7 protein-coding genes and 1 pseudogene are annotated in these 12,091 nt (G+C 75.5%); 6 read left to right on the forward strand and 2 right to left on the reverse strand.

Annotated features, from left to right (window positions below; translation table 11 throughout):
- Window positions 1–67: 67 nt before the first annotated feature.
- Together ABT160_RS10310 and ABT160_RS10315 are read left to right on the forward strand one after the other, a co-directional pair.
- Window positions 68–2,881 carry an ATP-binding protein gene (locus ABT160_RS10310; protein WP_351646022.1) on the forward strand — a complete coding sequence of 938 codons (2,814 nt, stop codon included), beginning with the start codon at window positions 68–70 and terminating at the stop codon, window positions 2,879–2,881.
- Between the two features lie 169 nt (window positions 2,882–3,050).
- Window positions 3,051–3,680, forward strand: coding sequence for a superoxide dismutase family protein (locus ABT160_RS10315; RefSeq protein ID WP_351646025.1), 630 nt, complete (start codon window positions 3,051–3,053; stop codon window positions 3,678–3,680).
- 73 nt (window positions 3,681–3,753) lie between these two features.
- Here the strand turns inward: ABT160_RS10315 and ABT160_RS10320 are convergent, their stop codons facing one another.
- Entirely contained in the window at window positions 3,754–4,227 is a 474-nt protein-coding gene (locus tag ABT160_RS10320; RefSeq protein ID WP_351646026.1) for a helix-turn-helix domain-containing protein, read from the reverse strand.
- Window positions 4,228–4,445: 218 nt separating this feature from the next.
- On the opposite strand from ABT160_RS10320, the gene ABT160_RS10325 reads away from it, so the two are divergent.
- Both ABT160_RS10325 and ABT160_RS10330 read left to right on the forward strand, forming a co-directional pair.
- On the forward strand, window positions 4,446–4,568 hold the full coding sequence (locus ABT160_RS10325) for a hypothetical protein (RefSeq protein WP_351646028.1): 123 nt from the start codon (window positions 4,446–4,448) through the stop codon (window positions 4,566–4,568).
- Between the two features lie 191 nt (window positions 4,569–4,759).
- Window positions 4,760–7,585, forward strand: coding sequence for a helix-turn-helix transcriptional regulator (locus ABT160_RS10330; RefSeq protein ID WP_351646031.1), 2,826 nt, complete (start codon window positions 4,760–4,762; stop codon window positions 7,583–7,585).
- Window positions 7,586–7,602: 17 nt separating this feature from the next.
- On the opposite strand, the gene ABT160_RS10335 is transcribed toward ABT160_RS10330, so the two are convergent.
- Window positions 7,603–7,857, reverse strand: a complete 255-nt coding sequence (locus ABT160_RS10335; protein WP_351646032.1) for a sigma-70 family RNA polymerase sigma factor — start codon at window positions 7,855–7,857, stop codon at window positions 7,603–7,605.
- A 226-nt stretch (window positions 7,858–8,083) separates the two neighbouring features.
- Here ABT160_RS10335 and ABT160_RS10340 point away from each other — a divergent pair, with 226 nt between their 5' ends.
- Window positions 8,084–11,494, forward strand: a complete 3,411-nt coding sequence (locus tag ABT160_RS10340) for a right-handed parallel beta-helix repeat-containing protein (protein WP_351646035.1) — start codon at window positions 8,084–8,086, stop codon at window positions 11,492–11,494.
- 104 nt (window positions 11,495–11,598) lie between these two features.
- Window positions 11,599–12,091 (forward strand): annotated as a pseudogene (locus ABT160_RS10345) (hypothetical protein); the annotation flags it as partial.

Consider the following 12,091-nt stretch of genomic DNA (forward strand, 5'->3'; position numbering starts at 1 on the left):
CGGATCGCACCCCGTGAACCGGCCACCGGCGTCCGGCGGCGCGAGGCCGTCGTGGAGGAGGGGGCGCGTGGACGAGGGACTCTGGTCCGGGCGGGACGAGGAGGGGCGCCGTCTGGACGCCCTGCTGCGCGCCGCCGCAAGCGGCAGCGGCGGGGCCGTCCTCGTGGAAGGGGAGCCGGGCGCGGGCAAGTCGGCGCTCCTGGCGCGGCTGCGCGGCGACGCGCACCGCTCCGGCTACCACGTGCTGCACGGGACGGCCGACGAACTGGGCAGGCGCTTCCCGCTGGCGGCGGTCCTCGACTGCCTCGGCCGCGGCGAAGCGGAGGGCGCCGCAAGGCGGGCGCGGTTCCTGGAACTGCTCGGCGACCACGACGACGACCCGATCGCCCCCGTCGTCGACGCGATGGTCGGCTGGGTCACCGACCGCTGCCGGGAGAGCCCCGTCCTGCTGGTCCTGGACAACGCGCAGTCGGCGGACTCCGGGAGCCTGCGCGTGTGGCGCGCCCTCGCGGAGGCCGCGCCCGCCCTGCCCCTCCTCGTCGTCGCCGCGATCCGGCCGGGCCCGGACCGCGCGACCCTCACCGTGCTCCGCGAGGAGTTCGCCTCGCTCGGAGTGGTGGTCGCGCTCGCGCCGCTCACCCCGGAACAGACCGCCGACCTGGTCGCCGCGCTGCTCGGCGCACCGCCGGGCCCGCTGCTGTGCGAGCGGCTCGCCGGGGCGGGCGGCAACCTCCGCTACGTGCGCGAGATGCTCGACGCCCTCCGCGCGGCGGGCGTCGTCGAGGTCCTCGACGGCCAGGCCGAACTCGCCGACACCGAAACCGACTTCGACGTCCCGGGGCTGTCCGCGCGATCGGTCGCCGCCCGCCTGGAGCCCCTCTCGGCCGAGGAGACCGACGTCCTGCGCGCCGCCAGCCTCCTGGGGCCCGGTTTCCGCGTCCCCGAACTCGCCGCCCTGACCGGCGCGGAGGCGGCGGTCGCGGCACGCGTCGTCGACGGACTCGCCGGAAACGGCGTCCTGGAGGACGCCGAGGGGCTCCTCAGCTTCCGTCACGAGGCGATCCGCGAGGCACTGTACGAGCGGATGCCCAGGGCACTGCTCCCCGCGATGCACCTGCACACGGCCCGCGCCCTGGACGAGGCGGGCTCGGCCCCGCGCGCCGTCGCCGGCCAGCTGCTCCGGGTGGCGGGCCCCCTCGACGACTGGAGCGTCACCTGGATCGCCGCCCACGCCGACGGGCTCGTCCGCTCCACACCGGGCGTCGCCGTCGAACTGGCCGAGCGCGCCGCCGTGCGCGTCCCCCGGGACAGCGCCGAGGGCGCCAGGCTGCGGGACGTCCAGGCCACCGGAGCCGCCCGGCTGCGCCGCCCGGGCGCGGCCGACCAGGTCAGCGACCTCCTCGACCGGACCACGGCCCCGGCGCGGCGGCAGGAGCTGCACCTGATGCTGCTCCTCGGCCTCGCCGGCGAGGGGCGGTTCGCCGAGGCCCTCGACGCCGTCGACCGCGCCCTGGCGGAGCGGCCCGAGCCCGAGGCCGCGGTGGCCTTCCACGGCATCCGCGCGTTCCTGCTGTGGTCCGCGAGCAGGCTGGACGAGGCGGACGCCCTCGCCGACCGGGTCCTGAGCGGGTCGGCCGGGCCGCTCGGCCCGCTCGCGGAGTCGTACGCGTACTACGCCCGCGGCCTCGTCGCCCTGACCCGCCGGCGCCACCACCGGTGCCTGGAAGCCGCCGAGGCGGCGCGGCGCGTCGCCGGGGACGCGGAGGAGACCCGTGACGTGCTCACCCTCTCCACCCAGCTCGCCGCCCACGTCCTGGCCCACCACGGCAGGGACGACGACCGCTCGCGCGCCCTCCTGGGCGAGGCCCTCGCGCTCGCCGGGGACGCGCCGGGCTTCCTGCCCTGGGCCCACTACTGCATGGCCACCTTCACCTGTCGCACCGGGCGCTGGACCGACGCGCTCACCGCCCTGCGCGCCGCGCTGTCCGGACCGCAGCCCGACGACCAGTGGCTGCCCGTCGCGCTGCACGGCATCGCCGCCTTCATCCAGGGGGCGCGGGGCCGCAGGGAAGAGGCACGGCGCAGCCTGGACGCGATCGCGCACCTGCCCCTGAACACCGGCATCCCGCAGACCCACGTCCCGTACGCCTCGATGGCGACCGCGATGCTGGCCGAGCGCGAGGGCGATCCGGAGCGGGCCCTGGCCGCCCTGCGCCCCACCCTGGACGGCGACTGGGCGCGGGAGCTGCACTCCTGCCACCTGTGGATGCCCGACGTCGTCCGGCTCGGCCTCGCCACCGGCGACCCGGACCTCGCACGGGCCGCGCTCGCGGCCTGCGAGCGGGAGGCCGGCCAACTCGACGAGTCGGCCGCGTCCCTGGCGGCCGCGCGGCGCTGCCGCGGCCTGATCGAGGAGGACCCCGGTCTGCTGCGCGCCGCGCTGGACGACCTGGCCGGCACCGACAGCCCGCCCGCCGTCGGCGCGACCCTGGAGGACCTCGCCGTCGTGCTGGCCCGGCACGGGCGCAACGACGAGGCGCGCGTGCAGCTCAACGCCGCCGCGGCCGTGTACGCCTCGCTCGGCGCCGACTGGTACCTGGCCAGGGCCGACGCCCGGCTGCGCGCCCTGGGCGTGCGGCGCGGCCGGGCCGGCACCGGAGGGCGGCCCAAGTCCGGCTGGGAGGCCCTGACGCCGACCGAGCTCAAGGTCGCGCGGCTCGTCGCCGAAGGGCGTTCCAACCCCGAGATCGCGGGGGAGCTGATCCTGTCGCCGCGCACGGTGCAGACCCATGTGGCGCACATCTTCGGCAAGCTGGGCGTCCGCTCGCGCGTCGAGATCGCCCGCGAGGCGGCGGGCAAGGACGTCGGCGCACGGCGGTGACGCACGGGCCGCGGCGCAGGCATTCTGACGCCACGACCTAGGGGTGCGTGGTCGGTCCGTGCGGGGTCCTCGTACGGCCGGAAGCCGGTGAACCGCCCCCGTGCCGTCCCCGTGATCCCGGCGAGAACCCGGTCGGCACCGGCCGCCGGGGATCCCGTGGAGGACGACCATGCGCAAGACAGTGAGCGGTGTGTGCGGGGCCCTGCTGGCCCTCGGTGCCGTCGCAGGCTGCTCGATCGGCGGTGACACGCCCGACGGGCCCGGCGCCGCCGCGACGCCCGGGCCGACGTCCGGGGGCGTGAGCCGGGCGCCCGGACCCGAGGGGTCCGCCTCGGTGCTGAAGGCGCCCCACACGTACGGGAACCAGCCCGAGGCCGTCAGCTACGACCCGGCGTCCGCGCCCCTGGGCGGCGGCATCTCCGCGTCCCGGAAGCGGACCGCCACCGGGACCGTGGTGACCCTGTCCGTGACGGGCCTGCTGCCCGGCCACGCCTACGGCGCCCACGTCCACACCAAGCCGTGCGGCGCCCGGCCCGCCGACGCCGGGCCGCACTACCAGCACACCAAGGACCCGGTCACGCCGTCGGTGGACCCGGCCTTCGCCAACAGCCGCAACGAGATCTGGCTCGACCTCACCACCGACGCGTCCGGAGCGGGCACCGCGACCGCCACCGTCGACTGGTCCTTCCGCCCCGGCGAGGCGAACGCCGTGGTGCTCCACGCCGCGCACACCTCCACCATGCCGGGCATGGCGGGCACCGCGGGCAACCGCCTGGCCTGCCTGACGTCGGCCTTCTGAGACCCGCGCGCACGGCGGGGTCCCGCACGCCGTCGGGCGTGCGTGACCCCGCCGTGCGCGGAGGAGCGACGGATCAGCGGGCCGTCGACCCGGCCGAGGAGCTGCCGACCGGACCGCCCAGGTAGCCGTGCTGGACCGCCAGCGCCACGGCGTGGGCGTCGGTGCGCGCGCCCAGGCGGGTGCGCAGCTCGTACAGCAGCGGGCCGAGCGACTTGGGCGCGAGCCCCACGACGGACGCGGACGCGGCGACGGCCCGGCCCTCGGCCAGGCACCCGAGCAGGGCCCGCTGCCGGTCCGAGAGGACGACCGCGGGCCGGGCCTCGCGCCGCAGCCCGCCCATCCAGCCCGAGCGGTACGCGAGTGCCACGGCGTGGGCGCCCGAACGGGCACCGAGCCGCACGAACAGCAGCCGGATCCGCCGCCCGAACTCCTGCTCCGTGAGGTGCAGGTCGCAGCCGATCCGCTGGTGCGGGTGCCCCCGCGCGAGGCCGGCCAGGATCGTGATGTCGAGCGGGGTGACTCCCCGCCCGGTCGAGGTGAGGTGCACGGCGCGCTCCCGGGGCCTTGGGTCCGACGTGGGCTGACGTGCCGGTGGCACGCGCCGGGGACGGCCGCGGTTCAGGGCCCGAGAGGACGGCGCCCGCCCGCGCGCACCTGCGGAGGAGCCGGGCCGGGGCGTCGCGAACCGGCGCCCACGGGGTGGTGAACCGGCCAGTCCGGAACCCCGTGTCCGCAGGCAACGACATCCGAGAGGAACTCTTCCCCATGCCTGTGAAGATGCTCACGCCCCCGGTGGAGGCACTCACGAGGACGCCCGTCAGGCTGCCCGCGACGGGCGTCGGCCTCGTCGTCGGCGCGGTGCGACGGTGCGGGGACCCGCGCGCCTGACGGGCGGCCGATTCCCCACCCGTCAGGGCCGGTTGGCCCGTGTTTCCGGTGTGGCCAGACCCGATTCCCGTGGTTCGGCACCCCGCGCGGCCCTGATGTATACCTTTCTGACGACTGCCACACGAGCCGTGGATCCAGGTTCTTCCGGGACGTGCGCGGGATGCCGATGACGACGAGGAACGGGTGAGACGATGCAGACCCCCGCGATCGGCACGCTGGTGGGACGTACGGCCCAGACGGACCGGATCGCCGGACTCCTGGACGAACTGGCCGCGGGCAAGGGCGGATCCGTCCTCGTCGAAGGCGGCCAGGGAATGGGCAAGTCGGCGCTGCTGTCCTGGGCCGCGGCCCGCGCCGCCGCCCGTGGCTGCCGCCTGATCCGCATGGCCGCGACGGAAATCGGTCAGCGTTTCCCCCTGCGTTCGGTGCGGGAGGCGCTCGACCGCGGCTCGTTGAGCCTCCCCGCCGCGCCGGGTGCGCAGGCCGCGACCGCGGGCGCGGAGCGCTCACCCCTGCTGATCGTCGAGCAGATCATCGGCGCGATCGGCGGCGCCGCCGCACAAGGACCGGTCGCCGTCCTCCTGGACGACGTGCACTGGGCGGACGACGCCACCCTGCTGCTCTGGCACCGGCTCACCCGCACCACGGCGCGCCTCCCCGTGCTCCTGATCGCCTCCGTGCGCACCGGCGCCGCGGACGGCGTGCGCCACGCGCTCACCGACCGCGGCGCCACCGTCCTCGTCCTGCCGCCGCTGACCACCGAGGACGTGGCCGCCCTCGTCGCCGCCGAGTCGGGCGCCGAGCCCGCGCGGGAGCTGAGCGAACGCCTGGACGCCGCCGAGGGCAATCCGCTGTACGTGCGCGAGATGCTCGACGCGCTGTGGCGCAGCGGCGGCATCTTCGTCGCGCGGGAACGGGCCCGGCTCACGGACGAGGCGCGCGGCGACGGCGCCCGCCCGCCCCTGCGCGCCGTCGCCCACCGCTTCGGCGCGCTGCGCCCCGACACCGTCGAGGTGCTGCGCCGGGCGGCCCTGCTGGGCACCGAGTTCACCGCCACCGACCTCGCGGCGGTCACCGGGCGCAGCGTGTTCGCCCTGCTCGGCGCCGTGGAGGACGCGATCACCGCGGGGGTGCTCGTGGACACCGGGGAACTGCTGCGCTTCGGGCACGCCCTGTTCCGCGCCACGCTGTACGACGGCACGCCGGAGGCCGAGCGCACCACCCTGCACCGCGAGGCGGCGCGCGCCCTGTACGCGGCCGACGCGGCACTCGAGCGGGTGGCCGAGCAACTCATGCTGACCGGCGGCGAGTTGGACGACTGGGTCGTCGACTGGCTGGCCGTGCACGGCGAACGCCTCGGCTACCGCTCCGCCGACGTCTGCGTCGAACTCCTGCGGCGCGCCATCGACCAGGTCCCGTCCGACGACAGCCGCTGCCCCGGTCTGGAGGACCGGCTCGCCGCCGTCGCCTACATGCTGCGCCGCCCCGAGAGCCACCGCATCCTGCGCGGACTGCTCGCCCGCACCACGGACGCGGAGCGCAGGTCCCGGTGCGCCGCCTGGCTGGTCGGAGGGATGTTCTGGGAGGGCACCTGGGACGAGGCGCTGGCGGTACTGGACGAGGAGGAGCGCCGCGTGGGCGACCGGCACTCCGCCTGGGGCCAGCGCTTCCAGGCCCTGCGCGCCCTGGCCCTCCAGGGCGCGGGCCGCCACGAGCTGACCGCGGAGGCCGCGGCCCGGGTGTTCGTGCTGCCCGACCGGGTGCGCGACCCCGGGGCGGAGGCGTACGCCAGGCACGCCACCGGCCAGCTGCTCCAGCGCAGGCGCCGCACCGAGGAGGCCGTGGCCGAATGGGACCGGGGCATCGAGATCGGCCGCGAACTCGCCCGCACCGCCCCGGGCGAGCACCAGTACCTGGACGTGCTGACCAGCATGCTCATCTACCGCGCCCTCGCCCTCGGCACCCTGGACCGCCTGGACGAGGCCGTCGGCACGCTCCGGGAGGCCCGCGAGATCGCCCTCGCCGAGGGCGCCGAGGCCCAGCTCGGCAACATCGCCATCAGCAGCGCCGTACTGAACTTCTGGACGGGCGACTGGGACGAGGCGCTGTCCGACCTGGACACCCTCGACGTGGTGTCCGGCGTCGCCTGGCTGCCCGTCCTGCTGCACGGCATCAGCGCGCTCGTGCACGGCTACCGGGGGAACGGGGAGGAGGCCCGCGCCCACGGCGCGCACCTGCGCGACCTGCCGGACCCCGAAGGCATCCAGCGGGCCCACTCCTCGTACCGCATCATGGCCGGCGCGCTCGCGGCGGAGCGTGCCGACCGGCCCCGGGAAGCGCTGGCCGTGCTGCTGCCCACCCTGAGCCCCGAGTACGCGCGCGAACTCGACCAGCGCTACCAGTGGCTGCCCGACGTGGTGCGCCTCGCCCTGCAGACGGGCGACGGGGGAACGGCCCGCGCCGCCACGGCCGTCGCGGTCGCCGAAGCGGACGGCGGCGCCCACCGGGGGCGTACCGCCTCGGCACTGCGCTGCCGCGGCCTCGTCGAGCGGGACGCCCGCCTGACCGCGACGGCCGCCGAGCACTACCGGCAGGCCGGGCGGACGTTCCAGACGGGCCAGGCCCTGGAGGACACCGCGGCCGTCCTGGCCTCCCTCGGCGACGCCAAGGAGGCCAGGCGCAGGCTCGGCGAAGCCGTCGAGTGCTACCGGCGGGCGCGGGCCGAGTGGGCCGTCACCCGCGCCCACGCCCGGCTGAAGGCCCTCGGGGTGCGCCCCGCCGTCGTGCGCGGGGGCGCCGCGGGCCAGCAGCGCACCGGATGGGGCGCGCTCACCCCCGCCGAGCTGAAGGTGGCGCTCCTGGTCGCGCGGGGCCGTTCCAACCCGCAGATCGCCGGGGAGCTCTACCTCTCGCCGCGCACGGTGCAGACGCACGTCTCCCACATCCTGGGCAAGCTCGGCGTGCGCTCGCGCGCGGAAGTCGCCAGGGAAGCCGCCGGATACCTCAACTCCTCCTGAAAACTCGGGGGTTCGTGTCATCCGGGCAGGGAGTGGCCGGCGGGCAGTGCCGCCTTCAGGGTGCGCAGCGCCTGGTACGTCGCCGCCAGCACCGTCTGCTGCGTGAGCCCCAGGTGCTCCGCCGCCGTCCGCACCGACATCCCGCGGAAGTAGACGTGGATCAGCACCGTGCGCTGCTCCCGGGTCAGCCCCCGCAGGGCCTCGCGGACATCGGGCGCCGCCACCCGCTGCTCCGCCGGTCTCTCCGGCAGGGGCGGCCTCTCCAGCGCCATCGCTGACCTCCTCGGGGTGGACCTCGCCCACGGACGTGGAACGGCGCGTGCTGTGCCGGTCCAGCATCACGCGCGGCCCGCGGCCCGGATATCCGCCAACCGGCGGAGGTCGCGTACGCGGTCGGTGAACGGGCGAGCGGCACGGACGCGTCCGGGGCCTGAACCGGCGGGGCCCCGCGGCCGTGCCCGGATGAGTCGCTGTCCCGCAGACCGGTGAGGAACCCGCATGGTCCGGCACGTGCTCCACGTCTCGCCCAGTCACCCCCGGTACCACCGCAGCATCACCGAGGCGCTGGCCCTCGCGCGGACGGACACCATCATCAACGTCTGGCCGGGCCAGTACGCGGAGAACGTCGTGCTGACCGCGCCCGTCACCATCACCGCCGAGGGCGGGCGCGGCACCGTCGTGGTGGAGCCCGCCGCGGGCAGCGCCGTCGTCATGAAGGCCGCGCGCGCCACGCTCAGCGGGGTGATCCTGCGCGGCGGGGACGACGACAGCGCCGTGGTGGACGTCCCCGCGGGCCGGCTGCACCTGGACGACTGCGAGGTGCACGGCAGCGCCTGGGCGGCGGTGCTGGCCCGCCGCGACGCGGGGGTCTCGCTGCGCGGCTGCCGGGTGGAGAACCCGGCGGGCTCCGGCATCGTCGCCACCGGCACCGCACGCGCCGTCGTCGAGCGGACCGCGATCGAGCGGATCGGCGCCTCCGCCGTGTACGCGGGCGAGGACGCCTCCCTGGAACTCCTGGACTCCACGGTCGCGGGCGCGCGGGGCAACGGCCTGGTCGCCACCGACCGGGCCCGCGGCGTCGTCGAGCGCTGCGACGTCTCCGGCACCGAACAGCCCGCCGTGGTCGTGCAGAAGGACAGTGCCGTACGCATCGCCGACTCCCACGTCCACGACACCAAGGACGTCGGCATCTACCTCACCGGCACCGGAGAGACCGAGGTCGAGGACTGCCGCGTCAGCGACACCGGCGGACACGGCCTCCAGGTGGCGAACGGCGCCGCGCCGCACGTGCGGCGCACCCGCGTGACCCGGTCGCGCGGCAGCGGCCTGCACATCGGTTCGCGCGCCCAGGGCCGGTACGAGGAGTGCGAGATCGAGGACGCCGGAGCCACCGCCCTGTGGGTGGGCGGCCAGAGCGACCCCGTGCTCGACACCCTCCTGGTGCGCGACTGCAGCGGTACCGGAGTCACGCTCGCCGACGAATCGACGGCGACCATGAGCAAGTTGACGGTACGTCACGTACAAGAGCACGGCATCGTCATCCGGGACGGCGCCAACCCGCTGGTGCGCTCCTCCACCGTCACCGACTGCTCGGGCCACGGCATCGTCGTCATCGCGGGCGGCCGGGGGCGCATCGAGGACTGCACGGTATCCGAGACGCGCTACGCGGCCCTGCGCACGGCCGACGGCGGCCACCCGTACGTCAGCGGCACCCGCGTCACGGGCGGCCCGGACGTCGGCGTGCTCATCGGGGCCGGCGGACAGGGCGCGCTGCGCGACTGCGACATCGAATCCGCCGGCGTCGACGGCCTCACCGTCGAGAAGGACGGCGACGTCACCGTCAGCCGCAGCCGCGTCCGGGACTGCAAGGGCAACGGCGTACGCCTCGCCGAAGGCGCCCGGGGCTCCCTCATGTCGTGCGAGATCACCGGCAACGCGGGCGACGGCGTCCTCGTGGCCAGCACCGAGCCGATCGTGGTCCGTGACTGCGTGACGCGCGACAACGGCCGCTCCGGCGTGCGCCAGACCGTGCCGGGGCCCCGGCTGAGCGTGGAGGACCTGGAGAGCGAGGGCAACGCGCAGGCCGACTCCTTCGGCACGGCGGAGGCGGTCGGTGAACGCCGCGAGCCGCAGCCGGAACCCGGTGCGGGGGAGCCCCCGCGGACGCCGGCGGGCGAGCCGCCCGCGACCGGGCCGTCCCCGGCCGCCGCGCACCCCTCCGCGCCCGCCACCGCGTCCGGTTCCGTCGACGGGCTCCTGGAGAAGCTGGAGGGCCTGGTCGGACTGGCCGCGGTCAAGAAGGAGGTCGCCACGCTGGTCAACCTCACCCGGCTCGCCAAGCGCCGCGCCGAAGCCGGGCTGCCCGGGCTGCCCATGGGCCGCCACCTGGTCTTCTCCGGCCCGCCCGGCACCGGGAAGACCACGGTCGCCCGGCTCTACGCGGGCATCCTCGCCGGGCTCGGCGCGCTCAGCAGCGGCCACGTGGTCGAGGTCGCCCGGGCCGACCTGGTGGCCCAGATCATCGGCGGCACCGCCATCAAGACCACCGAGAAGTTCAACGAGGCCAAGGGCGGCGTCCTCTTCGTCGACGAGGCGTACACCCTCGTCAGCGGCGCCGGCGCGGGCGGCGGGCCCGACTTCGGCAAGGAAGCCATCGACACGCTGGTCAAGCTGATGGAGGACCACCGGGACGAGGTCGTCGTCATCGCCGCCGGATACACCCACGACATGCGCAAGTTCATGGACGCCAACCCCGGTCTCGCGTCCCGCTTCACCCGCACCGTCGAGTTCGAGAACTACGAGCCCGCCGAAATGGTCACCATCGTCGAGCAGTTCTGCGCCTCGCACAGCTTCCGGCTCGAAACCGAGGGGCACGACGCACTCGCCTCCTACTTCGGGGCCATCCCGCGCGGCGACGACTTCGGCAACGGCCGCACCGCCCGCAAGGTGTTCGAGGAGATGGTGGACCGCCAGGCCCACCGCCTCGCCGAACAGGCCGACATCGACGCCGACGCCCTCACCCGGCTGCACGCCGCCGACGTCCCCGAGGTGCCCGGCGCCGGGATCGGCGCGGGCTCCGGCAAGCGCGACGCCCAGGGCTCGGCCGAGGTCCTCGCCGAACTCTCCTCCATGGTCGGCCTCGCCTCCGTCAAGCGCGAGGTCACCGACCTGGTCAACCTCCTCGGCTCCGTGCAGCAGCGCAGGGCGGCCGGGCTGCCCGCGCCCTCGGTCAGCCGCCACCTGGTCTTCTCCGGGAACCCCGGCACCGGCAAGACCACCGTCGCCCGCCTGTACGCCAAGCTGCTGACCTCGCTCGGCATCCTCCAGCGCGGACAGCTGGTCGAAGTGGGCCGCGCCGACCTGGTCGGCGAGTACGTCGGACACACCGCGCAGCGCACCAAGGACTCCTTCGACCGCGCCCGCGGCGGACTGCTCTTCATCGACGAGGCGTACGCCCTGCTGCCGCCCGGGGGCGGCGGCACCGACTTCGGCAGGGAGGCCATCGACACGCTGGTGAAGCTGATGGAGGACCACCGGGACGAGGTCGTCGTCATCGCCGCCGGATACACCGACGAGATGAAGTCCTTCATCGCCGCCAACCCGGGCCTGTCCTCCCGCTTCACGCAGTGGATCGAGTTCGACGACTACGCGGCCGACGAACTCCTCACCATCCTCACCAGCCAGGCGGCCAGGAGCGGTTACGAACTCCACGAGCAGGCCGCCGAGATGCTCCGCGCCTACTTCCAGGCCACGCACGACGGCCGGGTCTCCGGCAACGGACGCTACGCCCGCAAGGTCCTGGACGCCATGATCACCGCACACGCCCGCCGCATCAGCACCGTCTCCGCCCCCTCGGTGGCGGACCTCAGGTCGCTCCTGCCGCAGGACGTCACGCCCGTACGCCAGTGAGCGGGGTACGGGCCGCGGTCCGTGAACCCGTCCGGCCGCGGGGGAGTGCACCACACACAGGGAAGGTCGATGAGGACGATGGAGAGTCACGAGGTGGACGCGAGATGACTACCGACCGGCGCGGAGTCAGGGGGCCCGGGCCCGCCCTGGCCGCGATCGTGGTCGCCGGGCTGCTGGCCGGGGCCCCCGGAGCAGCGGCCCTGGAGGCCTCCGGCACGACGGCGCGGGCCGGTGCCCCCGGCGCGGTCCCCGAGGCGGCCGGGAAGGCGGTGAAGTACTACGTCGTCACCAAACTCCCCAACGGGGAGCCGGAGTTCCTCTTCGCCATCGCGGAGAAGGTGCTCGGCGACGGCAACCGGTTCAACGAGATCTTCACCCTCAACAAGGGCAGGCCCCAGCCGGACGGCGGCGTGATGCGCACCGCCACCAACATCGCGCCCGGCTGGATCCTGGTGCTGCCCGCCGACGCGAAGGGCCCGGGCGTCCAGCAGGGCGTCCTGCCCACGACCACGCCGCCGCGGACCGCGGGCTCGGCCCCGCCCGACGCCGCCGCCGACCCGGCGCCCGCCCCCGCCCAGTCCCCGCCGCAGCCACGGG

Origin of the sequence: Streptomyces sp. NPDC001941 (assembly GCF_040296945.1) — a bacterium.
GTDB lineage: Bacteria > Actinomycetota > Actinomycetes > Streptomycetales > Streptomycetaceae > Streptomyces.

Excerpts from the sequence above, each read along its gene's own strand:
- ABT160_RS10315 (WP_351646025.1), top strand. The coding sequence starts at position 3,051 with ATGCGCAAGACAGTGAGCGGTGTGTGCGGGGCCCTGCTGGCCCTCGGT.
- ABT160_RS10325 (WP_351646028.1), top strand. The coding sequence starts at position 4,446 with ATGCCTGTGAAGATGCTCACGCCCCCGGTGGAGGCACTCACGAGGACG.
- ABT160_RS10330 (WP_351646031.1), top strand. The coding sequence starts at position 4,760 with ATGCAGACCCCCGCGATCGGCACGCTGGTGGGACGTACGGCCCAGACG.
- ABT160_RS10335 (WP_351646032.1), bottom strand. The coding sequence starts at position 7,857 with ATGGCGCTGGAGAGGCCGCCCCTGCCGGAGAGACCGGCGGAGCAGCGG.
- ABT160_RS10340 (WP_351646035.1), top strand. The coding sequence starts at position 8,084 with ATGGTCCGGCACGTGCTCCACGTCTCGCCCAGTCACCCCCGGTACCAC.